Consider the following 26,887-nt stretch of genomic DNA (forward strand, 5'->3'; position numbering starts at 1 on the left):
TTGATTATCTGTTTGTGCGTCTTTGGCTTGAACCTACATTCATGGAACCGGATCTACCGATAAATGTCATGCTTGTCCTGAAACCGATATGCGCGGTTTTAACATCTTGATACTCGTACGCTCTTGTGCTTGTCTCCAGGAAATGAGAAATATCTTTCCAAGAACCTCCTCTTACAACTTTTCTAGGCTCGTTTTCATCCGTGTATTTAGGATCTAGATCCCAAGTCAAGGCACTCGCTGCAGGGTTGTAAGCGTCTTCTACCCATTCCGATACATTTCCGGCCATGTTATACAAGCCAAAACCATTAGGATAGAAAGTGTCGACTGGAGCTGTGTAAGCAAATCCATCATCGATGTAATTGCCTCTTCCAGGTTTGAAGTTGGCCATTAGGCAACCTCTTTTATTTTTCAGGTAAGGGCCACCCCAAGGATACTTGGCGATTTCTTTACCTCCTCTTGCTGCATATTCCCATTCAGCTTCTGATGGCAACCTGAAACCAGGCATGTCAAACTCAGAACGGTCGTTTGCATTTTGATGATAAGTCCTCCATTCGCAATATTGTTTGGCTTGTTCCCAACTGACACCTACCACAGGGTAGTCATCGAATGCAGGGTGGTCAAAATAATATTCCATCAAAGGATCACCATAGTGGTGTGTAAAACTGGTAGACCAAACAGTAGTGTCAGGCATTAACTCGTCGAGTTCAAACTGGGGCTCTTCCTTCAAGGTGGTTGGTGTACCTTGAGTCAATGCGCCTGATCTGACCGCTTCTAGAAACTGTCTGTACTTGTTGTTGGATACCTCATACTTATCCATAAAGAATTCTGAAATGGTCACCTGACGATTGAAAGCTGACTGACTAACAGCTATGTCCTCATCCGCTTGACCCATCCAAAAAGTTCCGGCCTTCACCGGCACCATGTCATACGGCAGTGATTGTTGCCACCCGGCCCGCTTAGGGACACCGGTGACCTCACCTCTTCTGTTTTCCTTTTCACTAGCAGATCCCCTGCTCCCAAAAAGGTTGCAACCTTGTAAAATCGTTGCTGCTAAAAGTGCCACAATTAGCGAAAATAATCGTGGTTTCATTTTTCTGTACATAAATTACACTTATTTACTTTTGTAATAAAATCTTATTTTTTCTAAAGCAGAAAGACCGAAATATAAAATAAAATACGGGATAACTGCAAAATTTTTCATTAATATTTTTACAGTTTTTTTTCAGTATCTAAATCTCGGGGTCCGCTGTATGACCTTTTGAACTTCTCTTGTGGCAGAGGGTAAGCTATAGGATAACATGAATTCGTGACTGGTTGGAGCCTTGGCTTCCACCCCGGAAATAACCAGATCAAACGCGTATCCTAACCGAAGAGAATTATCTCTTAATAAACTATATCCGAATAGGAGAGACAGGGATTCCTCTCCTCTGAAGGCCAAACCTCCACTGATTTTATTGTTGTGTGTGGCTATAACGCTAACATCATAGGAAAAATTATTGAAGGAAACTGATTTTACCAACAAACTTGGCTCTATCGTCCAAAGGGCGAAAGTCCTCAGGCGATAACCAGCCAATACATAACTGTGATTTCTCAATTGATTGCTGAATTGACCCTCATCTACGCCGAAATCAAATCCCGGTTCGTTAAGGTGCCTGCTACTGACTCCCACAAAATAATTTCCACGATCATAATGGACACCCACCCCGAAATTGGTATTGATTTGATTCTCCCGGCCTGAGCCAGGTACCAGAGGATCAGGATTGACCAAATCTATTTGGTCATACTTCAATGTGCTGGAGAAAATACCTCCTGAGACTCCAATACTCAATACGCCCAATCCTATGCTGTAATGATAGGCCAGTGATACATTCACCTCTTGGTTGTTGGTGGGCCCGATGTCGTCGTTGACAAATGTAATGCCAAAACCCGCATTGTATTGATCTAATCTCCCGGAACCTGTTAATAACTGCGTGATCGGTGCCCCACCTGCTCCGTTGCTCCCCGAATATCCCAACCATTGGGTGCGGTGAAGTGCAGAAAAGTTATAACCCGATTCTGCTCCGGCCAATGCAGGATTGTAAAACATGCCGTTGTACATATAATGAGTAAACTGAGGATCCTGCTGTGCAAATACTGCATGGCTGAAAAACAGTCCCATCAATAATCCCAGAAAAGTAAAAATGGGATGAATGTTAGTTTTTTTCATGTGCTTGCAACCTTTTTTTGAAAGATCATATCTTCAGGGGAAATGTCCAAGAATTTACCCAAAAAACATAATCTTAATCAGTAGGTAGCTTGGGGAATTTATTTGTATGTCCATTCACCAAAAATACCCTAAGCGAAACTCCTTCCACTTTGATCAACTGCCAAACTACCTTTGAAACACTAAAAAAGCAAATCAAATAATCATTTGGCAAACACCTGTTTCTCAGAAGATCATCCTTGACCGATAACCTATTGTCTTTAACTCTCGATCTCTTATCAGGGTTTAGAGAACGATTGATAATTTTGAGTTTCTTGTGAACCTAGACTTTATCAATTAAAGCCCTATACTACAAATTTATCGGTATATAAAGCAAAAAAAGTACTACAAATTATTTGCCTTTTTTATGTAAAGTTCTAAGGCACCTGTCATACTCGGTGCGTTTGGCATAGGGGCCTCAATATCCAAAATCAGATCCTGATCTAAGACTGCCTGAGCGGTAGTTGGACCAAAGGCGGCAATTCGGGTATTGTTTTGTTTGAAATCCGGAAAATTCTGGAACAAAGACTTGATACCTGAAGGACTATAAAAAGCCAAAATATCATATTTGATGTCCTTCAAATCAGATAAGTCCGCAGCTACGGTGTGGTAGATAATCGCCTCAGTAAACTCAATGTTGCTTTTGGCTAGGTGATTTGGAATTTCTTCTTTTCTGATGTCAGAACAGGGGAAAAGGTATTTTTCTCCTTTGTGCTTTTTGAAATAATCGAACAAATCAGTTGCAGTTCTCACCCCTACGAACAATTTGCGCTTTCTGATTACGATGTACTTTTGTAGATAATGCGCAGTCTGCTCTGAAATACAAAAATACTTCATATCAGCAGGCATTTCAATTTTGAGTTCTTTGCAGATCGTAAAAAAATGATCAATGGCATTTCGGCTGGTAAAAATAATCGCGGTATGCTTAAGGATATCAATTTTTTGCTTTCTGAAATCCTTGACAGAAATAGGATCTACCTTAATAAAGGGCCTAAAGTCAATCTTCAATTTGTACTTTTCGGCGAGTTGGAAATAGGGTGATTTTTCATCTTGGGGTTTTGGTTGAGAAACCAAAATACTTCTTACTGGCTTGAACCTGTCTTTTGTAGATTTAGTCATCTGTTGTACTTTCTCCTTATGAAACTCTAATTCTTAATAATTTTAAGAACCTACTCCGCGATCAATTTGACAATGATCATAAAGGGAACCAATTCTGCGATGCAAAGGTAAGAAAATAAATGATAACTTTTAAAAACTATATTTCTATTCATAAAGATAAAAAGCATGATGATACCAAGGGCATAAGTGATGAAAAACCCCTTGATCAGGTATTGCACAATATTGTTCATATCAGCCAAATCATTGACCAAAAACAGGGTAAAAACCAACATAAATAGAAACATGATTACGGATAGAATCCGAAGCATGTAAAAAAAATGAGGGAATTCCATTTTAGGGAAATCGTAGATGTTTGTCATTACTTTCAGATATAAAAACCTTAAAATGGCCAATAAAAACAAAATCAGGGTCCCACTTAACCATATGAGCAACAGGAAATTAAAATCATCACGAATGATGTAGATAAAATAAGGAAGTTCTAAATAATAGCCACAAAGCATGAGAAACAAAGCAATGATCATGTTCAGAATAATCAAATAGAAAATGACATCAGCAGAGAAAACCCTATTGAACGTAGTGCCTTCAGAAAAATCCTCAGAAGAAAAAATGGTTCTAGCCTGTAAAATGTAGGCAAATACCAGTGGATAGATCAATTTAAAAATAGCTATAAGGATCAAAACAATCACCAAAACAAAAAAATAAAAACTTTTAAAAATGTCTTTCTTTCTTACGGAAAGGTATTCATTTTGGGTTTGACCCGTATTGATGGAAGCTTCTTGAAATAATCCCTTTTGAACACTCAGTTGATTTCTATCTATGCCTTTTTTCAAAAACTTGAGGTTTACGGTATAGGCCTGTTGAGGCAAATCGTTTGATAGTTCCTGTGTCGAGAAAAGGAAAACACTGTCTACTGCGGTGAAAAACCAAAGGTTGTCATCTCTGAAAACCACGGTTTCAGCAGGGATTTTTATCAGGAACTTGCTGAAAGGAAAGTCCTTTATATTGATATCCACCTCGGCTTCCTGAGGAGAATGGTACCAGGCACTGCGCTGATGAATCTGAATGCTGCTGTTGTAATTTTCAATTACCTGGGCAAATCCTTCCCCTACCCAAAGCAAAAGGATAAATACAATCCAAAAGGTAATTGCTTGTCTTGCCATCTTTTAAAATCTCCCTGTAAAACCGAAATGAATTCTAGAATAATTAAAACCCAAGGGTTGACTTTCAGCCTTTCCCACAGCATAAATAAAATGAAACAACCCTCCACCTGTATCTAAGTTGAGTCCTGCGCCAAAAGAAAACGGATGATCCACAGGAACACCTGAAACCTTGTTCTCTACTCTGGCCACATCTCCAAACACCATAAAATAAGATGCCGCATCAAAATAAAATCTCGGTTCGAAATTAAAGTAAGCAAAACGGTTTGTAAAAAAGAAATTTTCATTGAAACCTCTGATTGATTTTAACCCTCCCACCCGGTACAAATCATTGAGGAGCAGATTTTGGTTGTCCATCTCTCCAGCAGAAAGTCTGAAAAACAAACCTAACTGAGGCCGAAGGTACACATGTCTTTCTAAAGCAAGCCGCATGTAATATTGTATGGTATTCAATTCAATGCCCTCATAAATGGCTTCAGGGAAAGCTGTATTTTGGAGGATCTTTTTGTTTCCTATCCCAAACTCAGCATCAGAAAACCAACCGCGTCTCGGCATGATCAAATCATCCAACCCATTGTGAATAACATGAAAACCATAATTGGTAAATCTGAAATCCGCTACTTCAGGTAACTCTGTGATTTCCAATTGCGGAGAAACGGACAATAAATCCCCAGATTGCCAGCGGGTGAAAAAAGCCAATTGCCAAGATGCGCTTATGGGGTAATTCAATTCAATCCTGGCGTCGCGGTTCAGAAAAGTTGAATCCTCCTTTAACAGGTAAAAAGAACCTCCCAAATTAATCCGGGAACCTAAAACCATGGGCTCTACTGCTTTTACCAGCAATGTTTGGGTCAGCTGACTGAGTCTTTGCCAATTGATTTGGTAGGACCTGCCTTTGCCACCCACATTGTACAAGGCGAGGTCAAATTGTCCCGTAACCAGCATTTTGTTTTGTTCTATCTCATTGGGAAGAAAACCGATGATCCCATCCAGGGTATTGATTTTTCGGTCATCGATTGGCAAATAGAGCGTCGCCTCGCTGTTTTGAAAGGAAATTTCAGGTTCACCTGTCAGTTTGAGATAGGGAAGGTTTTTGATTTGACGGATGGCTTGATTGATTTTTTTCTGAGAAAAGGAAGCTCCTGGAAGAATTTGTAATGATCTGGCCAAAAAAATAGGATCTGTCTTGGAACTGCCTGTGATTTTTAATGTATCAAAACTGATAAAAGGTCCCAAATCAAAATTTAGGCTTGCTGAAATCTGTTGGTCTTGAAATCCAATGCTATCCAGTCTGACTTGTGCAAAAGGGTGACCGGATTCCTCAGCTTCCTCAAGTATCTGCTCAAAAAGCCCATTTAACCGCAGCATATCAAAGGGTTTTTGATTAAAAACCCTGCTGTCGTAGTTAGTTTTAAGTAAAATTTTCGGTGGACAGTTTCCTGGCCTTAATTGCAACCACTCATACAATGGACCGGAACTATAAGTAGAGTAAATCGAATCAGGAAGGAACTTTTGTTCAAGCAGTGTTGGCATGAGGTAGCCCTGAAGGTGGTAAGCTTGCAATACCTCTTGTTGATGGTGCTTCCATTCCTCTACGGATTCCAGTTTTTGGATATACATTTGTTCATCTACCTGCATCACTGACACCACCTGAGCGAATGCAGGCCTTGATATAAGCAGGCAGAACAGCAAACAATAAAATATTGGAATGGATTTGTTCACAAAGGCGTTAGCTCGGAATACACTATATTTGTCCTCCAAAAGTAATCAAATTGTCAGGAATCTATATCCATATCCCATTTTGTAAACAGGCATGCCACTATTGTGATTTCCATTTCAGTACCAATGCCCAAAGGATGGACGAAATGGTGGCCATGATCAACAAGGAATTGGTTTTGCAAAAAGGATATTTAGGTGAAAACAAAGTTATCAAAACCTTGTATTTTGGGGGTGGAACCCCTTCTTTGCTCAGCTTTACTCACTTGGAAAGCATTTCCCAAACCATTCGGCGAAATTACACTACCGACTTGGAAGAAATCACCTTAGAAACCAATCCCGATGACCTTAGTGCCGCTAAGCTTGCGGAATTAAAAAAAGTAGGCATTGACCGCCTCAGCATTGGCATTCAAAGTTTTGATGGGCGGATCCTTAAATTCTGTAACAGGGCCCACAGTGCCAAAGAAGCTTTGGAAGCTTTGGAAAAGGCAAAAGGAGCAGGTTTCGAGCGCTTATCCATTGATCTCATGTATGGATTTCCCCATCAAGACCACAGCATTTGGGAAAAAGACCTTGCCATAGCCATTCTCCAAGAACCCGATCACATCAGCAGCTATTGTCTGACCATTTCACCAAAAACAGCATTGGGAAAATGGGAAAAACAAGGTCGGTTCGTACAAGCTGATGAGGAATTTGTAGCAGTTCAGTTTGAAATCATGCAGGAACGATTGGGTAGTGCAGGATACATTCAATACGAAATTTCTAACTTTGCCAAACCTGGTAAATACGCCAGCCACAACAGCAATTATTGGCGTTCTGTCCCCTACCTAGGCATAGGACCGAGTGCCCATTCTTTTGATGGCAAATCAAGGCAATTTAATGTAGCCAATAACAATCGGTACATCAAATCCATCAAGGAAGATCTTGTCCCTTCTACTTTAGAGACTTTTGAAGGGGTTGATCGGCTGAATGAATATCTTTTGACAAGTTTAAGAACCATTTGGGGTGTGGATCTCAATTGGATTGAAGCTAATTTTCAGATCAATCTCACCGCAGAAAAAGAAGCTATACTGGATAAACTCCAATCTGACGGGCTTTTGCAAAACCAAGACCAAAAGTTAACCTTAACCAACAAAGGCAAACTATTGGCAGACAGCATCGCCTCTTCCCTGTTTCTTTAAACAAAATAACCTACATTTGAGGTATGACCAAACACCGTGATCACACCGGCAGAAAAAAAGAAATGGCCCCCCTGAAGGAGGCCTTTGATGAATTGCTGCAGGCTTATCAATTAAAAGACAAGTACAATGAAAGGATGGTGGTGGCGCAATGGAAGGAACTGATGGGCAATACCGTTGCCAGCAGAACCACCTCTTTATTTATCAAGGACAAGGTACTTTTTGTCAAACTTGCCTCCGGTCCCATCAAAAAGGAACTCATGATGAACAAAAGCAAAGTCATGCACCTGATTGATGAAAAATACGGAAAAGGAATTATCCTGGATTTAGTATTTAGCTAATCAATCAATCCTGAGCAGCAAAAACCCTTCTTAAAAGATTGCTGGTCCGCTCGGCCGGATTCTCCCGTATGGCTTTTTCCTCTTCGGCTATTAGCGTAAACAAACCATCAATAGCCCGTTCGGTCACATAGGCATTGATATCTGGATCGATTTTCCGGTTGGTCAAGGGGAAAGCGTTATAAGTGCTCGCCAAATCGCCATAGTATCGAGTAGCCCCCACACTATTGAGGGATTCCTGGATTTTCGGCATAAACAATTCGGTCAATTGTGCACTTGTGGTTCTTTTTAGGAATTGTGTGGCTGCATCCTGTTCCCCTTTGAGAATATTGAATGCATCCTGAATTGTCAACTGCCTGATGGCATTGACAAAGATAGGCTTGGCCTCTACGGCTGCGGCTTCAGCGCCACGGTTGATGGCCAACAAAACCCGGTCCACCTCCGAACCCAAACCTGCACTTCTTAGGGTAGACTCTACCCTTCTTACATCCTCCGGAAGCGGAATTCTAATCAGGTCATTTTTGAAAAAACCATCCACTTTGGAAGCTTGGTCAGCCCCTTGGTTGATCCCCTTTACGAGTGCTTCTTTAAGGCCATTGGAAACATCCTGTTCTGTCAAAGCTCCTTCTCCTACCCCTTGTAAAATCTTGTTGAGGTCAGTGCCGGCACAGGCAAAGAAAAAAAGGAGGCTAAACGCACATAATATTTTGGAAACTAGTTGCTTCGGTTCAATTCTCATGGTGTTTGTTTTTTTATGTGTCAATTTCCTGACTGGAATATTGATTTTCTTTGGTTATTATTGTGTTAGTTTTTACGTATGTTAAAAATTCCGCGTTTAAATATCGGGAAAATTTCTTTACTGGTAGCCATCCTTACCTGGATGGCCTTGCTTTTTGTTGACTTGGTCCGTTTGTTCGGTGCACTCAACCAAATGGATTCCGGTATGGCTCCTGAAATTTCGTGGGCGTTGGAAATCATTTTTTTTATTTTGGTTTTTTTGTTTTATAGGGACGCGATTCAAAAAAACGAAGGATCTAATTTTCTGGAATTGATTTGGAAAGCAGCAAGTACTGGCCTGATTGCCATGGGCATTTCCCTTTTGATCGGAGGTTTTTATTATTTGATGGGTGAAAGCAGGTTATCGACAGATCCTTTGCTAAAAAACCTTTTTTATCATGTCAACTTTGCTTTGACCACCCTATTCCTGATCTCAACTACACAGATATGGAGACATTTAATCCTTTACCAAAAAAACAAAACTGTCATTCAGCAATGGCAGGCCTTTGAAGTTATTCTGCTTTTAAGCATGTTTTTCATTTTCTTCAATCAGAACACCTTTGATTACGCCTTTATTTTTGGTTTGTTGTTCATGCTCATTTTCGGTGTTGTCCTTTCGGTGAATCTCAAATGGATACCCTATTTGACATTTAAGGAAAAGTGGAAATCCCTACTGTTTCTAGTCATCATTCTAGTCGCCATTTCTTATTTGTTTGTTCAATTGCTATCCTACAGCGAAAGCAGTCTGATCATGGTGAATTTAACGGATAACCTTTTCCTGTTGGGCCTTTTTGGATTTGTCTTTGTTTATGCACTTTTTTCATTTTTGGTAACCTTATTCAATCTACCTACGTCTTCTGTCTTTGAACAAAAGCTTACTGAAGCCATCAGTTTCCAAAGGCTCAGCCAATCCATCCAACCCGGGCAGAATGAAGACCAGGTATTGGACATTTTGGTGGACAGTTGTATGAGTGCATCCTATGCTGATGGGGCCTGGTTGGAACTGAATGTTGAGGATGGCACACCCGCAATCCACCACCAACGTTTTATCAGCAACCAACAAAGACAGGAGGTACGGGAGAAGATCAATGGTTTGAAAGCTTTTGAAGAAAGTCTCAAGGATTCGCGTGGTCAAAACAAAGAACCCATTAACGGGCGGTTGATGGACGCTGCTTTTAAATCGGTTTTGATCAACCCTTTGGTAGTTAACAAAGAGTGGATTGGCAATCTGATCTTATTGAAAGAAGTCAAAGATGGATTCAACAAAGAAATGGTTGGGATCATTTCCACCTTTGTGGGCCAAGCCTGTATTTCGGTTGAAAATTATAGATTGCTCAATGAAGCCATCAAAAATGAACGGTACAAAGAGGAGCTTCAGATTGCCAAAAGGGTTCAGCAAAGCCTTCTGCCTTCTGAACTTGTTCATGATGAACACTTTGAAATCGCTGGATTTTCGCAGGCCGCAGATGAAGTAGGGGGAGATTATTACGACATTGTGCAGCTTGCCGCGCATCGATTTGCCTTGATCATAGGAGATGTGTCGGGCAAGGGCACCTCGGCGGCTTTTAACATGTCACAGATGAAGGGGGTGTTTCATAGTCTGGTTCAGTTGGATCTGGAACCTTCAGAGTTTTTGATCAAAGCCAATGTGGCCCTAAGCAAATGCCTGGAAAGGAACCATTTCATCACCACCACCTACTTCAATCTGGATACAGTACAACGCAGTATCAAGTTGTCCAGGGCGGGCCATTGTCCTACACTGTACTTTGACAGCAGTAAGCAAAATGCAGAATTTCTCAGTGTGGACGGCATGGGTTTGGGAATAGTGAGAAGCCGAATGTTTGAAAAATACATCACAGACAAAACCTTTCAATACCAACCCTCAGATGTCATGGTATTGTATACGGATGGGATCATAGAAGCCAAAAACAAAGATGGGGTGGAATTTGGTTATGAAAAACTGAAGAAAGCACTGAATGAACACCATCATTTGGCTGCTTTGGAAATAAAGAAAAAAATCATGGAAAAGGTGTTTGATTTTACGGGTTCTACCCATTTGTCAGATGATGATTATTCTATATTGGTGATAAAGTTTCTAAGTTAAACTATAAAAAAACGCAAGCGTATAATCAATATGTTACAAATCGAAACTTCGCATGAAGAAAAATACGCCCTTATCGTACTTAAGGGTGAAGTGGATGCCAGTAATTCCGTGGAGTTGGATGAGGCGATCAACGGAATGGTAGAGGACCAAAATACCCATATGCTCATTGATGCCACTGACCTTAATTATATTTCCTCCGCGGGATTGGGAGTTTTCATGTCCTACCTGGAAGATTTCCAAGAAAAATCCATTCGATTTGTCATTTTTGGCCTAAATGATAAAGTGCTACATGTATTTCATATTTTGGGATTGGATCAATTGATCAAATTAAAACCCGACAAGGTAGCCGCCTTACAGGAGCTTTATGAAGCATAGGTTAACCTTATATTGTGACAAAAGTCAACTTGCCGACCTCAGGAATTTTCTTTCCGGAGTATTGAAGGACAAGCCCATTTCAGATACCACGAAGTTTGAAGTGATTTTAGCCGTGGAAGAGGTCTGTGCCAACCTGATTATCCATTCCCATGGCTGCAATTCAAAAGATAAAATCACCTTACAAGTGCAGGAAATTGATGATAAGCTGATTTTTGAAATCAAGGATTCCGGTAAATCCTTCAATTTGCTCGAGTACCAGGCACCTCTGTTGGGAGACGTAATCCGGGAAAAAAGAAAGGGTGGACTGGGTATCATGCTGGTCAAAAAAATCATGGATAAAATCGAATTTGAGTCCAATGGCAAAGACAATACCTGCCGGCTAATCAAAATTATGGATTCCAAATAATTGTTAATTTTTTGACATATTCTTAATTTCAAAGACTTTTTCTTCTTTAAAATTTGTAACATTGCACTGTCATTTTCTGCCGCAATCATCTATGAAAATTAAGCATTTATGCTTCTTATTGTTGTTTTCAGCTGCTGCCTGTAGCCCTAAAATCACCCAGGATACACAGCCTCAAACCCCTTTGGAGGATGCCTTTCTATTGCAGATTGGGGGAGATAAAATATCCTCAGATGAGTTCATGTACATCATGTCCAAAGGTCAGAATTTTCAACAGGAAGACCATGGATCAAGTCGCGAGGAATTGGACAAAAATTTGGATTTGTTTATCAATTATAAATTAAAGGTAAAAGAAGCCGAAGCTTTGGGCTTGGATCAATCCGAAGAGTTTGAACGCGAATTTACCATGTTCAAAGAAGACCTCAAAAAGCCATTTCTCTTGGAAAATTCCCTACAGGAAGGGGAATTGAGAAAGGCGTATGCCAGAAGCTTGGAGGTCATCAAGGCAAGCCATATTCTGCTTCAATTTCCCGGAAATGCGAGCAAGGAAGATTCTATCGCTGTATTCTCCATGGCGCAATTGTTAAAAGAAAAAGCTGAGGCTGGAGAGGATTTCAATGAACTTGCCCTTGAATATTCTGATGACCCCTCGGTCAAGAACAACAAAGGGAATTTGGGGTATTTCTCGGCCCTTCAAATGGTATATGCTTTTGAAGATGCTGCCTACAGCCTCAAACCTGGAGAGGTTTCTGAGCCAATCCTGACCAATTTTGGCTATCACATCATCAGAGTAGAAGATAGAAAACCCAATCCAGGAGAAGTCAAAGTTTCCCATATCCTGATCAGGTCTGACGGAAAAGATGCCAATATCGATAATTTGGCCAGAAGAAAAGTAGTGGAAATCTATGCCGAATTGCAAAAAGAAGAAAGCAACTGGGAGGACGTTTGCCGCATGTATTCGGAAGATGCTGCCTCCAAAAACAATGGAGGACAATTGCCTTGGTTTGGCGTTGGGGCGATCATTCCTGAGTTTGAAAATGCCGCCTTTGACTTACAGGAGATAGGCGAAATTTCTCCACCTGTAAAAACCCCCTACGGATACCATATCATTCGATTGGAGGACAGGAAAGGGGTCCCCGCCTTTGAAGAAGCAGAACCTGCCCTCAAATCCAAAATCCTAAGGGACAGCCGATCTAGCCTGATTAAATCCCAGGTATTGGCCATGCAGAAAGAAAGGTTTGGATTCAAGGAAAATGAAGCCCTAGTAGATACGATCCAGTCTATTATCAATGAACACAGCATCCAAAAACTTACTGAGGTAAAAGCTGCTCTCAATCAGCAAAATTTAATGAACAGCAACTTATTTTCAATCAAGGGCGAATCTACCACTATTCAGGAGTTGATAACCTTTATAGAAGATGACAAATCGGTCATGCGTACGGTCAATGCCAGAAATTTTGAACCTTGGTATGACAAATTAGTGGAGACAAAACTGGCTGCAGCAGAGGAAAAGGACTTATATGAAAACAATCCCGAGTATCGCTTATTGGTCCAAGAGTACCGAGAAGGGATCCTTTTGTTTAGTTTGATGAATGAGCAAGTCTGGCAAAAAGCCCTTGAGGATTCCCTAGGGCAGTTGGCATACTTCAATTCGCATTTGGAGCGTTACCAATGGGAAGAGAGGGTCCCTGCGCTGATCGTCAAGATGGACAAAGCAGATCAAGCCAGAAAGGTCAGGCAATTTCTCCAAGGAAAAACCTATCAGAAAGACCTCTATGGCAGGTTGGAAACAACTTTCCTTGAGGAGGAACCATTGTTGTTCACCATGGAGGATGGTTTGTTTGAATGGGAAAAGCACCCAATTCTTCAGCAAATCCCCAGAAATGATCAATTTGGAGAGATCAACTCAAATGGAAAGCTCCATTTGGTATTGAAAGGAAAGGCACTCCCGGCTGGTCCAAAAAAACTGGAAGATACCAGAGGCAAGGTGATTCAGGATTACCAGGAGCATTTGGATCAACAACTGATCGCCCGATTGAAAGAAAAATACGAAGTCCAAATCAATGAGGAACAAAAAGAAAAAGTATTTAACCTTGCGGCACAACTTTAAATACTGGACTTTCTCCTGCCTTCTGATGCTCAACGTCTCCTGTGATTATTTCAGTTTCAAATCCAAAGAAGAGGATGACAACGATCCAGCTGTCGCAGCAGTTGGGAATATTACCTTGAGGCATTCGGAATTGGCTTCTATCACCAAGGAAACTGATTCTCCAAGTGATAGTACAAACCTCGCCAATAGATATGTACAAACCTGGATCAAAAAACACCTGATGATCAAAGAAGCGGGCAATAAGATCCCCATCGATGAAGCTGAATTGAACCGCAAGCTGTTGGATTACAAGTATGCGTTGATGGTATATGAATATGAAAAAGCTTACATTGAAGAAAATATAGATTTGAACATCAGCAATGAGGAAATCTTGGCCTATTATAACGCCAACCAAGAAAATTTCTCTTTAAAAGAAATCATTGTCAGGACCAATTACCTGAAAATGGAAAAAGGCATCTCCCAAAACAGACAAGCAGATCAATTGCTCAGTAAAGAAACCCAAAATAACAAGACCAATTTGAGAGAGTTGGCCTTAAAATATGCCAATAATTATTTTTTGGAAGATTCTACCTGGGTGAAATTTGATGATATTCTCTCCAATACACCCTTGGCTGATCACAACAACAAAGTGCAGTTGTTACGCCAGAATAAAATGATCAAAGTGGATGACAACAACTATTCCTATTACTTTAAAATTTTGGAATATAAATTGCAGGACCAAGTTCCTCCCATTGAATTTGTCAGTGATGAAATTTCCAAAATCATCCTGAACAAGCGGAAAGTAGCCATAGCGGAACAACTCCAAAAAGACATTTACAACAGAGCATTAGAAAATAATGAGTTTAAAATTTATGAGTAATTTGAAATTAACCTTGCTCTTGGCAGCTTGCCTTTTTCTTTTCCAAGGCGTGTATGCGCAAGAGGAAAATTCCGAAGAAACCCAGCAGGAAACCCCAAAACCTACAGGACAGGTGCTGGACAAAATCATTGCCAAGGTAAACAATGAGATTATTCTTGAATCCGATCTACAAAAAGCCTATCTGGAATCCATTTCCCAGCCCCAGGAAGGGATCCCGGTTCCTAATCGGTGCGAAGTTTTTGAATCACTCATGATCAATAAGCTGATGGTAGCCAAAGCTGAAATAGATTCAGTGATTGTAACTGATGCAGAAGTCCTATTGCAGACCAACCAGCGATTTTCTATGATCATGAGCCAGTTCGGTGGGGATGAGGAAGTGTTGGTAGAATTGTACGGAAAGACTGCTGACCAGTTAAAAGCTGAATTGGAAGGGAGCATCAAAGAGCAGCTTGTGGTCCAAAAAATGCGAGGTAATATCACAGATGGCATGAGCCTTTCTCCTGCAGATGTACGTAAATTTTTCAATCGGATTCCTGCAGATTCACTGCCTTTCTTTTCTGCCGAGGTGGAGGTAGGTCAAATCGTCAAAAAGCCAGAACCAAGTCAGGCTGAGAAAGATAAGATTGCCAACCAACTACGCGAGTTTAAAAGACAAATTGTTGCCGGAGAATCAGATTTTGCCACTTTAGCCAGAACTTACTCTGAGGATCCCGGTTCTGCTGTGCAGGGAGGTGACTTGGGATTTTTCCGACGAGGCGAACTCGCCCCGGAATACGAAGCGACAGCCCTTGCCCAACAACCCGGTGAAATCAGTGATCCTATAGAAACCATGTTCGGTTTTCACATGATCCAATTGTTGGAGAGAAGAGGAAATACCTTCAATACACGCCATATCCTCTTGATGCCTAAACCGTCGGAGAAGGACATCACCGATGCCGAGAGGTTTTTGGATAGTTTAAGAACGGTGATTTTAAAGGGTGACATTGAATTTGCAAAGGCCGCCAAAGACCATTCTGATGACAGGAATACCTCAGACAACGGGGGATTTTTTACAGACCCTTCCAGTGGTTCGAATAGACTTACGCTGAGAACCCTTGAAGATCCTGTACTGTATTTTACCTTGGACACCATGAAAACAGGCTCCATCACCAAGCCAATGCGGTTTGAGTCTGCGGAAAGACAAAGACCTGAAACAGCAGTAAGGATTCTATATTACAAGACCAGATATCCTGCACACCGAGCCAACCTCAACGATGACTATGAAAAAATGAAAGCTGCAGCACGCAGGCAAAAGGAAAATGAAATTTTGACCAATTGGTTTGCCATCGCAAAAGAAGAGGTTTTTATTGACATTGACCCTGCCTATGACCGGTGCAATGTTTTGCAATAAAAAAAGGCCCCAAGTAATCAAGAATTTGGGGCCTTTTTTTTGGCTTACAACATAGGTCTGAACTGCCGTAAAAAGCGGACATCATTTTCAGTAAAAAGTCTTAGGTCTTTTATTTGGTACTTCAACATAGCAATCCGCTCTATACCCATTCCGAAGGCAAATCCTGTGTATTTGATGGAATCGATACCGCAATTTTCCAAAACGTTGGGATCCACCATTCCTGAACCACCTATTTCAACCCAGCCAGTGCCTTTGCATACATTACAGCCTGTTCCTCCACAGAGCAGACATGAAATATCAATTTCAGCACTCGGTTCAGTGAAAGGGAAAAAAGAGGGTCTGAACCTAACTTTGGTAGTTTTTCCAAACATTTCTTTGGCAAAGTGAAATAAAGTCTGCTTGAGATCAGCAAAACTTACTGCTTCATCTACATACAGTCCTTCTACCTGATGGAAAATGCAATGGGCCCTTGCTGAAATGGCCTCATTTCTGAATACCCTTCCAGGTGACAGGGTCCTAATGGGTGGTTTTTGATTTTCCATCACCCGCACCTGTACCGAAGAAGTATGGGTTCTCAGGGCAATATCAGGGTTTTTCTCGATGAAAAAGGTGTCCTGCATTTCTCTGGCTGGATGATTTTCAGGAAAATTCAAGGCGGTAAAATTGTGCCAATCATCTTCAATTTCAGGCCCTTCAGAAAGATTAAATCCAATCCGCTCAAAGATTTCGATGATACGTTGTCGCGTTGCTGTAAGGGGATGAATGCCTCCAACAGGTATTTGGGTAGGGGGGAGTGTAAGGTCTGGGGTTTCTTTTTTAGTATTGGATAGCCCATTGTTCAACTGTTCAATCAATTCTTGGAATTTTTGTTCCGCCAATTGCTTGACTTCATTGATTACCTGACCAAATCCTTTTTTTTCTTCGGCAGGAAGGTGTCTCATTTCAGCAAACAACTCCCCTACCACACTTTTTTTACTGATGAACTTGAGTCTATATTCCTCCAGCTCTTGTTGGTTACGGGCCTCCGCAGTTGCTATGGCTGACTTGATTTCAGCTACTTTATCTATTTGCATGGTTCTTTAAATGATGCCTCACAAAGCTAAAACTTTCTCGGGGTTTGACCATGGATTGAGGTTGTATAAAGGAAGAAATGATAAGTTCCTTAACAAATCAATGGGCCATCAACCTTTTTCTTTGCTTTTTTTAGGGATTTTTGGCTGTCCGAGTCCTAAGCTGCCCTTGAATCCGGAGAGGGTGGTTCTCCACCAATAGTTAAAAACAAACCGGCTTTCATCCCTTGTTTCGTAAATGGTGGAAGAAATCAGATTCTTAAACAAGGGCCGGGGATTGTTGGAACGTACGGCAAAAGCATTCAGCACCCAGGTAAGGACTCCTTTTCTGCCCCTTCCCTGCTCCAAGGTCCGTTCCTCCAATAAGCTCATGTTGAGGTCATTGTACCTTAGGGTCATTGTCCCTCTGGCATCATACTTGTCCGCCACAAAAGACCATTCTCCCCCTCTGACTACTCCACTTCTTATTCTTACAAATGCATTGGTTTCCAAAATACTGTTGATCTCCTTCAATTCCAATTCCCCTATTTTTGCAGCCATATGCATGGGATATGGATCTTCGAAGAAAAATGTGCCCTTCAAGGAGAGAGGCGAAATGCCATTCAGAAGGGTAGAAGCTTGTAGGTTCATGGAATCCAAACCGAAATCCGAAGGGGATTTGGTTCCTTGGAAAACAGAAAGTACCGCATTTAATTTTTCGAATGATATGTCCCCGGGTAACATGCCCGAATCAGGAAATTCCTTGTATGTAATGTTACCATCTTGAACAATTAAGGAGTCCACTTTGATGTCAAAACCCAATTTCTTCATGATTTCCTGAGGCATGGGCTTTTGCTTACCCTCCTCTGCTTCCAACCTTTTGTCTCTGAATATCTCTGCCACAGGCCGGATAATTTCAAGCTTCCCGGCAAAAAGAGAGCGGTCTTCCATGATTCTCTCCAAGTCCATTTCTGAAATCTTGATTTCCTCTACAAGCAAATTGACCACATCAGTTTGATGGCCTAATTTACGTCCATATGCAAAACGACCGTACCTCGGGAGCATAGAGACATCCTTAAGGATCAATTGGTTACCATCCAAGATAACCACACCAAACCTTACAATATTTAAACTATCCGGAAGTTTGATTTCATAATCACTGATCTCAAATTGGTAATCTTTATTCAAAAAAACCTTTTCCGAGAAGTTGCCGGACTGGGTCAGGTCAAATTTCAGGTCGCTAAGGATAATTCGAAGATTGCTGAATTGCTGTACATCTTCTTCATTGTCTTTTTCCCTTACCTGCAAATTCCCCCCGAAGAGCCTTAAATCATCGATATGCAATTTTTCAATAATGGTTTGGCTTATCTTCTCTTTCCCTTCACCCTTGATTTTTTTAACTTCTTCAGACTCTAAGTAAAGGGAAACATCAGGTTGATCCAAAGTGAGCATTCTTATGTGGAAATCACCTGATTGTTGAAAACTGGTGAGGGATTTGGTAACCAAAGACACCCTGGGAATATGTGCCGAAATGACTGGTTGGCCCGGTTTACCGATATGGTCAATTGGAGTCACTCTAAAGTCCTCAAAGACAATTTCATCCGAACTGGAATTCAATTGCACCTTAGAGAAGTTAATGGTGTGAACACTATCTTGGAGAGAAAGGGAAAACTCATCGATTCCTAAATCCATGTTGGTGAAAAATGCAGCTATATCACCCTGACTCAATTTGGCTGAATCCAATAAAAACCCATAGAAAGCCAGGTTTATTCCAGTATTGATCAATTCATTGCTTTCGCCATCGGAAAAATAAGCTACGTTAAGCCGGGCATTCTCTGCTGCTATGGTGTCAACTTTAACCAAATCGATGGTTTTAGGTAATTTCCTTTCCCTTTTTGTGCCTTGAATAACATTGCCGGCATCTTCCTCGTCTTCACTTCTATTGATACTTAACCTCACGTTGGCCCCAGTGAGTTTCACCTTGTCCAGGTCAAGTTCATTTTCAAACAAAAACCCTTCTAGATCAACTCCTTCAAAGGCCATTTGGGGAACATCCGCGCTTATGGCTACTTTTCCCGGAAAGCCTCGCCTCGGACGCATTCGTACTTGGTTGGCAACGATTTCTTCTCTGGCAGAATTGAAACTGATACGGTTTGCAAAAATGTTGTATTTACCTTCTGCAATATTGAATACATAGTTGCTTATGCTAAAATCCAACTCCTCTGAGAAAAAAGTACGTGTGTCCTCCGGATCTGTGACCTTATCCATATAGAACATTTTGATGGCTATCTGCACATTATCTTCCGCAAACGTGCTGATTTTGTCCTTCACCATGTTTTCATACACTAGTGTTCCATTTTCGACATTGATGGAGTCTACTTGGATCACCGAAAAATAAGAGGTCAGCAGTTCCATGATATCCTCTCTATTGAGTTTGGGACTTTCACTATCTTCTGTCTGCTTGGCTTTGTATTGGTTGATGGTAATCTCAGGAGCGGGTACTTTGATCAAACCAATTCTCAACCTCTCTTGAAAATAAGCCCTAGGCACATCTATCCCAAAGGCAAAAAAGTCCGGAATGGAAATATCCAAAGCCATGGTCTTGTTGTAGCGGAGCAGGTTCATTTGGATATTTTCTGGATCTTGTGGTTTGATCCGGAATCCATTGATCTCCAGGGTTCTGTTTCTGGTGTTTAACAAAAGTCTATCAGCAGTAAAAATATGTAGATCATCCGCCAATTTTAATGCATAATCTCCCAATTCCAATTGGAGGTGCTCCGCCAAAAAAATCCTGGTTTCCTGGTCTTTTACAGAGGACTCATCCAGTGCAAAGTTTTCCAAAACAAAGCTTATTTTACCGAAAGCCAAGCTATCTTGCCGGGTTTTTATTTGGTTATCTAAAACAAGATTACCATCCTTTATCTCCAGTCTTTGCACATAGATGGCTTTTAGATAATCCTCTGTCAATTCACGAAGAGAACTTCCTCCATTTTTGGAATTGTTTGATTGGATATCCTTTAATAACACTGAGGGGCCGGAAATCACCATTTCCTCGATATCCAAAATGTTTTCATTATAAATTTTCTTGAGGTTGGCTTTGGTAATGGAAAGCTCAGGGACAAAAAAATCTATCAGGGTCAAGCTTGGGGTGTCACCTAATGAAAGCCTTGGGGAGACCCTTATCCCTTTCAGATCAAGGACATCATCAAAAGAGGAAAGCATCACGCGCTCTCCTTCAATCCAATGGATACCATCTGCCAATGCTATGCTGATTTTGGAGATATCCAAGGCGGCGTCTTGGGCATAAAAGAACTGATTGAATTTCTTTTCTGGATCAGGGCCGATGTACACTTTTTCCATATGGAAATTGATTTCCTCAGCTTCAACCCTGTTTTTATTCGGATCCTTGATACTTCTCTGCAGATATTTGCCTTTTTCAATCGTCAATTCTGAGATATTTATAGAATTGAGGATATCTTCTACCAAAGGATAGAGATCATAATCTGTTTTTACGGTATCCACAGCAGTCAATTCAGAATAAATGGAAAACCTTGGCCCTTCCAGCAACAATTTACCCACGTTGACATCTGAAGTATAAAATACCTGATTGATATCGGCATCAGTCAGTTCTAAATCATCCAGTTCGAAATCGTAATATACTTCTGAAGGCAAACGTACATCAGGATCTATCTTGACAAATTTGGCTTTAATAAACTGTTCCAGGGAAGAAACGATCACTTTTTCCGCTCTGACGGTGTGTACACTATCAGCCAACAACATCTCAAATTTTTCAAAATCAAATACAAAACCATCGGCGTTGAAAGGAGTAGGTTCGGTCCTGTCCTGAAGGGTCTGAATATTTTTGATGTGTAGGTTGGTATTTTCAGCACTGATTCTTTGCTGACTGATGAAATTCTCCAACAACAGGTCTGCCTGATCAATATATAGGTTTTGTATTTTGATTTCTTTCAGGTTGTCCCCTACGGATTTTCTGATCTCCTGTTCCAAAATCTCCAATGGACTTAATCCCTCCGTTTCTATCAAGGATACCTGTTGTCGACTCTGCACCATTGGATTTTGGAACCTTACATTGCCAATAGTGACTATACGCTCCCGAAAAGAAAATCCAAGGCCTTTCAAACTCATTTCCGGGATAGCAATTTTATAGAAAGGCTGGTCCCTACTCTGAAAAAACGTTTCATCTACGGGTTCAAGAATAAATCCTTCGAAATAAAATCCCCTCTCTATCAAAGATATGTTGAAACGGTCAAAGTCTATCTGATATTTACCGTCAGAAGCTTCATTTACCTTATTTTGCAGGTAGTTACGTAAGAGAAAATCTGATCCAAAATAAATTCCCACCTGGAGGATCCCCAGAAAAATAAACAGGCCCATCAACCAAGCCCAGAAGCGTGGAATTTTGACCTTTTTAAGGAATTTTTTTTGTTTTTTCTCTGTCATATCAGAAATCCAGTGAGCAAAATAAACGGAATATCATTCATATGGAACGATTGACCCCAAATATTTAGATTCCGGGGTAAGTTAAAGGATCATAAAAATAAATGATTCAAAAATCCTTAGGCAGTAAATCAAGGCTTGAAAAAAAGCAGCGTGTAAAATTTATAAACATAGGTTGTTTCAATTTTAATGATTTTTTGATCGCGTTCCTTTTTAATACTCAATAAACAGCTTTGTAATTGATAACAATGTCTAATTCGGCCCATTTTCCTTTTTTTACCTCCACAGGATTGATATGGTTGTCTCTATCAAACACATTGGCAAAAAGACCCTTCTCCTCCAAAGTAAACAGGGAATACATTCCCGGTGGCAGACCCACTTTAAACTTACCTTCCATATCGGTTTGAACCTCCTTCAACAAAGCTGTACCTACCTCTGAGAATAAACCATCCTCACCTTGCTGCGTTTTGGATATTGGTGTCAATGCATGGATGTAAATGGTTCTGGGAATAGGGTTTTTTCCTTCCCTACCCATTTCACCTGGCTCGTTTTCGTCCAGCATCATGGGCATTTGGTTGCCTTCTATCCAAAATACATTCCCTATGATACCAGATTCTTCCATTTTTTGAGATTTGCATCCGAGAACAAAAAGAACAACGACAATCAACAAAAGAAATTTCTTCATCATGACAAAATTAAACTAGATCCCTTGAAACAAAATAAAAGATTCCAAATAATCGGGCACCAAAACATTCCAACCCAAAACATCTTTCAAATTTTGGGCCAGACTGTTGGAGGCATCTTCTTCTCCGTGAACTAAAAAAACCATTTTGGGGCTTTGGGTAAATCCTTCGGACCATTCGATCAATTCATCCCTGTCGGCATGTGCAGAAAGCCCATCGATATATTGTATGCTTGCTTTAACAGGCACATTCACCCCGTACATTTTTACTGAAGGTTCCCCATTCAGCAATCTCCTGCCCCTGGTCCCTGCCGCCTGATAGCCTACAAATATAACAGTATCCTGCTCATTGGGTAGGCGGTTATAAAGGTGATGAAGGATCCTCCCCCCTGTAGCCATGCCACTGGCAGAAATGATGATGGCATCCCCTCTGATGGCATTGAGAGACATGGATTCTTCCTGATGCCGATAATAATGTAGATTTTTATGTAAAAATGGATTCGCATCGGGTTCTTCAAAGGAGGGCCCTAAACGATGATAATGAGCGTATTTTTTATAAAGATTCGTCACATCAATCGCCATTGGACTGTCCACATAAATAGGAATGGATGGAATCTTCCCTTTTTGCTGAAGCCGATGAAGGTAATAAAGGACCAACTGGGTTCTGCCAACTGCAAACGACGGGATGATTATCACCCCTCCTTTTCGAAATCCTTCACGAATGGCTCTTCCGAACTGTTCTTCTGTATTCTGGGTTTCGTTGACTCTGTTGCCATAGGTAGATTCCATGATCACCACGTCAGCCAATGGGGTAAATACGGGTGGGTTCAACAACGGATCATGGTATCTTCCCAAATCTCCGGAAAAAACAACTCTTTTGGTTTGATGGCCTCCATGAATCCTGAGCTTCAAAATGGATGCGCCAAGTATATGTCCTGCATTGTAGGCAATTAAAGTCACTTTATCTGAAAGTTTCACCTCCTCTCCAAAAGTAAAACTAATCAACATAGGAAACACCATTTCGGCGTCTTTTACAGTATAAAGCGGTTGAGGCTTCTCATGCTTTGAATAACCCTTTCTTTGGGCATATGCAGCTTCTTCCTCCTGTAACTTCCCCGAATCCACCAACATGATCTTTACGAGATCCAAGGTAGGTTCTGAACAATAAATGTGGCCTCTAAATCCTGCCTTTACAAGTTTGGGCAAGTAACCAATGTGATCAATATGGGCGTGGGTTAGCAAAACCATATCAATAGAGGAGGGATCAGTCGGGAATTCCTGCCAATTGCGCTCTCTGAGTTCTTTAAGTCCCTGAAACATCCCACAATCCACCAAGATCCGTTCTTGATCAATATCCAATAAGAATTTAGATCCGGTAACTGACTTTGCCGCTCCCAAAAATTTGATTTTAACATCCATAGTTGATCCGTTTTACTATTCAAGGTAGGGATATTTAATTTTTTTATGCTGATCTGTGCAACCTTTTTTCAGTACTTTGTATCTACCTTATTGAACACACTGAAGATGTTTAGGAGAAAAACTTTTACAGCAGAACCAGACCTGATCAAAGCATGCATTCGAGGGGAAAGAAAAGCCCAGAAGCAGCTTTATGAAACCTATTCGGCAAGGTTTCTGGCGATCTGTTTCCGATATGTAAAAGAAAGAGACTTGGCGGAAGATGTGATGATAGAAGGATTCATGAAGATCTTTGAAAAACTGCCTCAATATGAGGCAAAGGGAAGTTTTGAAGGCTGGATGAAAAGGGTGATGGTCACCCAATCCCTGCTGGCATTAAGAAACAACAAATACCTTTCTATGGAAATCAACCTTGAACCTGAAGTTGAAAACAGCCAAATCCAAATTGAAACAGATCACTTGGAAACCAGCGATCTCATGGACTTGATCAAGCATCTTCCAGTGGGTTATAGAACGGTATTCAACTTATACGCCATAGAAGGATACAGTCATCAGGAAATCGCCAAACTCTTGGGGATCACAGAAAGTACCTCCAAATCACAACTCAGTAGAGCAAGGCAAATATTGAAACAAAAAATAGCCGATCAACAAATAAAAGAAAGGAGAATCAATGGCTAAGAAATATCAAGATATCGATGAACTTTTCAGGGAAAAACTCATCGGACATGAAGAAAATCCTTCCGCTTTGGCTTGGGAAAAACTAGATTCCCAACTGCCTCCGCCCAAATCATCAAGAAGCCCCTTCCCGCTTGGAATCGCCGCTTCATTGATTCTGATTGCAGCGATAGGGTTTTTTATATGGACCAATTCAGGTCAAAATGACCTTCAGCAAACAGATCAGCTGGTAAATCAGGAGGAGGTAATACAATCAGAAGACCCAAAATCGGAAAACGAAAACATTGCTGAACTTCCAGAAAAAGCTGAACCAAAACCAGAAAAGGAATCCAATAAAGAAGATGAAAGTGCTGATAAAAAAGAGCAACCAAATCCAGCCGTAAGGCCGAATATTCAAAAAGCACTGCCTAAGCCAGTCCCAACTTTAGAGGAGAATAATCCGCTTTTAGCAGAAAAAGAAGCAGAAGAAAAAACCGAAAGAGAAACCAATGAGCCGATACAGGTCATCATTCCTGAATTGCCGGAGCTGAATCAGGAAAATACCATAGCAGAGCAAACCTCGCCGACCATACCCGAGGAAGAGGAGGTGACTTACCGGGTAAGAATTGTTTCCAATGGGATAGCTGCTGAAGCTCCCAAAGAAACCTTAGCCGAAGAAATCAATGAAAAAATAGATAAAATCGGAGGATTGCTGAATAAAGTGGATCAGGGATTTGCAGACCTGCAGGATGCGAAAAACAATCTATTTGCCTCCATCATAACCAACAATAAAGAAAAAACGAAATAATCATAACAAAATGAAAAAGTACATGCTGCTTATTTGTATGTTGGCCTTGGCGCAGTTTGCCTTCGGCTCAACATCCTCCCAACTGGCCGAAAAAGACAGTATCATCGTGGAGTTTGGAAAATCAGGAAAAATAGTATTGATCGTAGACAACAAGGAAGATTTTGAAAAACTGAAAAACATGAATGTCAATCAGATCATACGGGAACTTGATCTGCAACTCAATGAGGAAACCGGAGAATTTACCGTGGTTGAAATCAAAGGAAAAGGGGGAACCAAAGAAATCGTGACAGTCTACGAGGGCAGCCATGAGACAGAAGTCACTGTGGGAGGACTAAGGGTAATCGTAGATGAGTCGGGACACAACACCAAAGTAAGGGTCGAATCAAAGAAAAAAAACAAACCTGAACCCAACTTTAGAACTTATTTCAACTTGGACCTTGGGATCAACAATTACTTGGAAAATGGACGTTTTCCGACTTCGGATCAACCTTACTCCGTCAGAGGCTGGGGAAGCTGGAATGTCGGGCTCAACTGGATGGCCAGCCAAAAAATCTCCAAAGGTTTTTATTGGGACTTCGGTTTAGGGGTACAATGGTATAATTTCAAATTTGAGAACAGGGATTTTCAAGCTGTCCGTGGAGATGACCAAATTGATTTTATCCAAAGAACTGATGTAAATGGTTTCAAAAGCAAGATCTCCGCTTCCTATTTGACAGCACAAACCTTACTCAAGGTAGATTTTGGAAAAATGAGGGATGATGGCAGAAAAGGTTTTCATCTTGCTGCGGGGCCTTATGTGGGATATAGATTGGGTGGCCGAAGCAAATTTGTGTACAGGGAACTTGAGGGATCAGGAAGAAGAAAGGACCATCAGAATACAGGCATTTACCTGAATAATTTCCGGTATGGATTAAGGGGAGAAATCGGAATCAGAAGACTGACTTTCTTCTCCACTTACGACCTCAATACGTTGTTTCAGGATGGAAGAGGTCCTGAGCTGAACCCGATCACCTTCGGTATTGTATTTTAAATTTATAAAACTAACTAAAGCCATAAACGAGACCAAAAATGCACATTTCAATAAAAAAAACACTCAGCATCCAATTGTTGATCTTGCTTGGAGGCTTGCAGGCCATTTTGGCACAGTCCTCAGTGGATGTGGAGAAGAATTTTACAGGCATCAACAAAATTGAAATCAATGGAGGGCCCTTGGAGGTTTCCTATATCGGTGGAACTGACATACAAGAAATTAATCTCAATGCATTTCTTGAATCAAATAGAAGTGGGTTGGATATTGTTTTTGTCACGATAGGGGATGTACTGAAAGTTTCGTATCAAAGCAACAACACCAAATGGTCCGGTTCTGAAAATACCAAGGGATACATCAAAATATCTGGACCTGAATCCATTGCTTTGAATGCCAAAAACAGTTCTGGTACGCTGAGGGTCCAAAATGTGCTGGGAAATAAAACGTATTTATCTGTGAGCTCAGGAAAAATCACTGCCAATGCCATACAAGGGGATCTCTCTGCTAAGTCTTCTTCGGGTCATATTGAGGTAGATGGTGTTGTTGGATCTGTGGATTGTACGCTCACTTCAGGCATGGCCTCCCTCCAGAATATCTCCGGAGATTTGATTTATTCGGCCTCCAGTGGTTCATTGAATGCCAGTAATGTAGACGGACGAGCTGAGATCAAAATGGGTTCGGGAATGGCACGGTTGAAAAACATCGGTGAGCTAGGGCCACTGAAGCTTTCATCGGGCTCTTTCAGGGCTGACAATGCAGGACTTGGGTCAGAGACATCTCTAGCTGGAACTTCTGGATCTTTTACCATCCAAACCCCTTCAAATCTGAAAGATTTCAACTACAACATGAAAGCCAGCAGTGGCATGCTTAAAGTTGGAAGTATTTCAGGCGGAAGGAACTTGGACATTGACAATGGTTCCCAACATACTGTTAAAGGTTCTATTTCCTCAGGCCTTATCAGCATCAGCAATGAGGACTGAAAAAAACAAGTCCTCTCCAATTTAAATAGAAAGGACTTGTTTTTT

General features: G+C 41.0%; 22 protein-coding genes. 12 read left to right on the top strand and 10 right to left on the bottom strand.

What is annotated here, in order from left to right; translation table 11 throughout:
- Positions 1-4: 4 nt before the first annotated feature.
- From porK to H1A14_RS23360, 5 genes are all read right to left on the bottom strand, one after another.
- A complete protein-coding gene (gene porK, locus H1A14_RS13185) occupies positions 5-1,102 on the bottom strand; it encodes a T9SS ring complex lipoprotein PorK/GldK (protein WP_194776733.1) in 1,098 nt (365 codons plus the stop codon).
- A gap of 120 nt (positions 1,103-1,222) precedes the next feature.
- Entirely contained in the window at positions 1,223-2,206 is a 984-nt protein-coding gene (locus H1A14_RS13190) for a PorP/SprF family type IX secretion system membrane protein (RefSeq protein WP_194776734.1), read from the bottom strand.
- A 381-nt stretch (positions 2,207-2,587) separates the two neighbouring features.
- A complete protein-coding gene (locus H1A14_RS13195; RefSeq protein ID WP_194776735.1) occupies positions 2,588-3,361 on the bottom strand; it encodes a uroporphyrinogen-III synthase in 774 nt (257 codons plus the stop codon).
- 50 nt (positions 3,362-3,411) lie between these two features.
- The gene (locus tag H1A14_RS13200) at positions 3,412-4,521 is read right to left on the bottom strand and encodes a DUF4271 domain-containing protein (protein ID WP_194776736.1); all 1,110 of its coding nucleotides are present in this window, start codon (positions 4,519-4,521) and stop codon (positions 3,412-3,414) included.
- Between the two features lie 3 nt (positions 4,522-4,524).
- Positions 4,525-6,240, bottom strand: coding sequence for a BamA/TamA family outer membrane protein (locus H1A14_RS23360; RefSeq protein WP_194776737.1), 1,716 nt, complete (start codon positions 6,238-6,240; stop codon positions 4,525-4,527).
- Between the two features lie 50 nt (positions 6,241-6,290).
- Here H1A14_RS23360 and hemW point away from each other — a divergent pair, with 50 nt between their 5' ends.
- Positions 6,291-7,415, top strand: coding sequence for a radical SAM family heme chaperone HemW (hemW, locus tag H1A14_RS13210; RefSeq protein ID WP_194776738.1), 1,125 nt, complete (start codon positions 6,291-6,293; stop codon positions 7,413-7,415).
- Between the two features lie 23 nt (positions 7,416-7,438).
- Positions 7,439-7,753, top strand: a complete 315-nt coding sequence (locus tag H1A14_RS13215) for a DUF721 domain-containing protein (RefSeq protein WP_194776739.1) — start codon at positions 7,439-7,441, stop codon at positions 7,751-7,753.
- Between the two features lie 4 nt (positions 7,754-7,757).
- Here H1A14_RS13215 and H1A14_RS13220 read toward each other — a convergent pair whose 3' ends face one another.
- Positions 7,758-8,489 (bottom strand): DUF4197 domain-containing protein, encoded by a 732-nt coding sequence (locus H1A14_RS13220; RefSeq protein WP_194776740.1) that lies wholly within the window; start codon positions 8,487-8,489, stop codon positions 7,758-7,760.
- Positions 8,490-8,567: 78 nt separating this feature from the next.
- Here H1A14_RS13220 and H1A14_RS13225 point away from each other — a divergent pair, with 78 nt between their 5' ends.
- The 6 genes from H1A14_RS13225 to H1A14_RS13250 all read left to right on the top strand — a co-directional run bounded on the left by H1A14_RS13225 (position 8,568) and on the right by H1A14_RS13250 (position 15,768).
- Entirely contained in the window at positions 8,568-10,631 is a 2,064-nt protein-coding gene (locus tag H1A14_RS13225; protein ID WP_194776741.1) for a GAF domain-containing SpoIIE family protein phosphatase, read from the top strand.
- Between the two features lie 30 nt (positions 10,632-10,661).
- Entirely contained in the window at positions 10,662-11,006 is a 345-nt protein-coding gene (locus tag H1A14_RS13230; RefSeq protein ID WP_194776742.1) for an STAS domain-containing protein, read from the top strand.
- On the top strand, positions 10,996-11,412 hold the full coding sequence (locus tag H1A14_RS13235) for an ATP-binding protein (RefSeq protein ID WP_194776743.1): 417 nt from the start codon (positions 10,996-10,998) through the stop codon (positions 11,410-11,412). Before H1A14_RS13230 ends, H1A14_RS13235 begins: the two co-directional genes overlap by 11 nt.
- A 91-nt stretch (positions 11,413-11,503) precedes the next feature.
- A complete protein-coding gene (locus tag H1A14_RS13240; RefSeq protein WP_194776744.1) occupies positions 11,504-13,519 on the top strand; it encodes a peptidylprolyl isomerase in 2,016 nt (671 codons plus the stop codon).
- Entirely contained in the window at positions 13,503-14,378 is an 876-nt protein-coding gene (locus H1A14_RS13245; RefSeq protein WP_228527771.1) for a peptidylprolyl isomerase, read from the top strand. The genes H1A14_RS13240 and H1A14_RS13245 overlap by 17 nt, the downstream gene beginning before the upstream one ends.
- The gene (locus tag H1A14_RS13250) at positions 14,371-15,768 is read left to right on the top strand and encodes a peptidylprolyl isomerase (protein ID WP_228527772.1); all 1,398 of its coding nucleotides are present in this window, start codon (positions 14,371-14,373) and stop codon (positions 15,766-15,768) included. The genes H1A14_RS13245 and H1A14_RS13250 overlap by 8 nt, the downstream gene beginning before the upstream one ends.
- A gap of 44 nt (positions 15,769-15,812) precedes the next feature.
- Here the strand turns inward: H1A14_RS13250 and pheS are convergent, their stop codons facing one another.
- The 4 genes from pheS to H1A14_RS13270 form a co-directional block, all read right to left on the bottom strand.
- Positions 15,813-16,841 (bottom strand): phenylalanine--tRNA ligase subunit alpha, encoded by a 1,029-nt coding sequence (pheS, locus tag H1A14_RS13255; RefSeq protein WP_194776747.1) that lies wholly within the window; start codon positions 16,839-16,841, stop codon positions 15,813-15,815.
- Between the two features lie 108 nt (positions 16,842-16,949).
- On the bottom strand, positions 16,950-21,278 hold the full coding sequence (locus tag H1A14_RS13260; RefSeq protein WP_194776748.1) for a type 2 periplasmic-binding domain-containing protein: 4,329 nt from the start codon (positions 21,276-21,278) through the stop codon (positions 16,950-16,952).
- A gap of 217 nt (positions 21,279-21,495) precedes the next feature.
- A complete protein-coding gene (locus H1A14_RS13265; protein ID WP_194776749.1) occupies positions 21,496-21,897 on the bottom strand; it encodes a carboxypeptidase regulatory-like domain-containing protein in 402 nt (133 codons plus the stop codon).
- A gap of 78 nt (positions 21,898-21,975) precedes the next feature.
- A complete protein-coding gene (locus H1A14_RS13270; RefSeq protein WP_194776750.1) occupies positions 21,976-23,376 on the bottom strand; it encodes an MBL fold metallo-hydrolase RNA specificity domain-containing protein in 1,401 nt (466 codons plus the stop codon).
- 105 nt (positions 23,377-23,481) lie between these two features.
- Between H1A14_RS13270 and H1A14_RS13275 the strand changes: the two genes are divergently transcribed.
- The 4 genes from H1A14_RS13275 to H1A14_RS13290 are packed head-to-tail and all read left to right on the top strand — an operon-like array spanning position 23,482 to position 26,842.
- Positions 23,482-24,051 carry an RNA polymerase sigma factor gene (locus H1A14_RS13275; RefSeq protein WP_194776751.1) on the top strand — a complete coding sequence of 190 codons (570 nt, stop codon included), beginning with the start codon at positions 23,482-23,484 and terminating at the stop codon, positions 24,049-24,051.
- On the top strand, positions 24,044-24,835 hold the full coding sequence (locus H1A14_RS13280) for a hypothetical protein (protein WP_194776752.1): 792 nt from the start codon (positions 24,044-24,046) through the stop codon (positions 24,833-24,835). The genes H1A14_RS13275 and H1A14_RS13280 overlap by 8 nt, the downstream gene beginning before the upstream one ends.
- Before the next feature lie 10 nt (positions 24,836-24,845).
- Positions 24,846-25,865: a porin family protein gene (locus H1A14_RS13285; protein ID WP_194776753.1), complete on the top strand. Its 1,020-nt coding sequence runs from the start codon at positions 24,846-24,848 to the stop codon at positions 25,863-25,865.
- Between the two features lie 38 nt (positions 25,866-25,903).
- Positions 25,904-26,842 (top strand): DUF4097 family beta strand repeat-containing protein, encoded by a 939-nt coding sequence (locus tag H1A14_RS13290; protein WP_194776754.1) that lies wholly within the window; start codon positions 25,904-25,906, stop codon positions 26,840-26,842.
- The last annotated feature ends 45 nt before the right edge of the window (positions 26,843-26,887 follow it).

The organism is Pararhodonellum marinum, assembly GCF_015354735.1.
GTDB classification, from domain to species: Bacteria; Bacteroidota; Bacteroidia; order Cytophagales; family Cyclobacteriaceae; genus Pararhodonellum; species Pararhodonellum marinum.

Bases quoted from the DNA above. Each gene is read 5' to 3' on its own strand.
- H1A14_RS13275 (WP_194776751.1), top strand. From the start codon at position 23,482: ATGTTTAGGAGAAAAACTTTTACAGCAGAACCAGACCTGATCAAAGCA.
- H1A14_RS13215 (WP_194776739.1), top strand. From the start codon at position 7,439: ATGACCAAACACCGTGATCACACCGGCAGAAAAAAAGAAATGGCCCCC.
- H1A14_RS13285 (WP_194776753.1), top strand. From the start codon at position 24,846: ATGAAAAAGTACATGCTGCTTATTTGTATGTTGGCCTTGGCGCAGTTT.
- H1A14_RS13265 (WP_194776749.1), bottom strand. From the start codon at position 21,897: ATGGAAGAATCTGGTATCATAGGGAATGTATTTTGGATAGAAGGCAAC.
- H1A14_RS13190 (WP_194776734.1), bottom strand. From the start codon at position 2,206: ATGAAAAAAACTAACATTCATCCCATTTTTACTTTTCTGGGATTATTG.
- H1A14_RS13220 (WP_194776740.1), bottom strand. From the start codon at position 8,489: ATGAGAATTGAACCGAAGCAACTAGTTTCCAAAATATTATGTGCGTTT.
- H1A14_RS13225 (WP_194776741.1), top strand. From the start codon at position 8,568: ATGTTAAAAATTCCGCGTTTAAATATCGGGAAAATTTCTTTACTGGTA.
- H1A14_RS13250 (WP_228527772.1), top strand. From the start codon at position 14,371: ATGAGTAATTTGAAATTAACCTTGCTCTTGGCAGCTTGCCTTTTTCTT.
- H1A14_RS13200 (WP_194776736.1), bottom strand. From the start codon at position 4,521: ATGGCAAGACAAGCAATTACCTTTTGGATTGTATTTATCCTTTTGCTT.
- H1A14_RS13230 (WP_194776742.1), top strand. From the start codon at position 10,662: ATGTTACAAATCGAAACTTCGCATGAAGAAAAATACGCCCTTATCGTA.
- H1A14_RS13195 (WP_194776735.1), bottom strand. From the start codon at position 3,361: ATGACTAAATCTACAAAAGACAGGTTCAAGCCAGTAAGAAGTATTTTG.
- H1A14_RS13270 (WP_194776750.1), bottom strand. From the start codon at position 23,376: ATGGATGTTAAAATCAAATTTTTGGGAGCGGCAAAGTCAGTTACCGGA.
- H1A14_RS13280 (WP_194776752.1), top strand. From the start codon at position 24,044: ATGGCTAAGAAATATCAAGATATCGATGAACTTTTCAGGGAAAAACTC.
- H1A14_RS13240 (WP_194776744.1), top strand. From the start codon at position 11,504: ATGAAAATTAAGCATTTATGCTTCTTATTGTTGTTTTCAGCTGCTGCC.
- pheS (WP_194776747.1), bottom strand. From the start codon at position 16,841: ATGCAAATAGATAAAGTAGCTGAAATCAAGTCAGCCATAGCAACTGCG.
- H1A14_RS13235 (WP_194776743.1), top strand. From the start codon at position 10,996: ATGAAGCATAGGTTAACCTTATATTGTGACAAAAGTCAACTTGCCGAC.
- H1A14_RS13260 (WP_194776748.1), bottom strand. From the start codon at position 21,278: ATGACAGAGAAAAAACAAAAAAAATTCCTTAAAAAGGTCAAAATTCCA.
- porK (WP_194776733.1), bottom strand. From the start codon at position 1,102: ATGTACAGAAAAATGAAACCACGATTATTTTCGCTAATTGTGGCACTT.
- H1A14_RS13290 (WP_194776754.1), top strand. From the start codon at position 25,904: ATGCACATTTCAATAAAAAAAACACTCAGCATCCAATTGTTGATCTTG.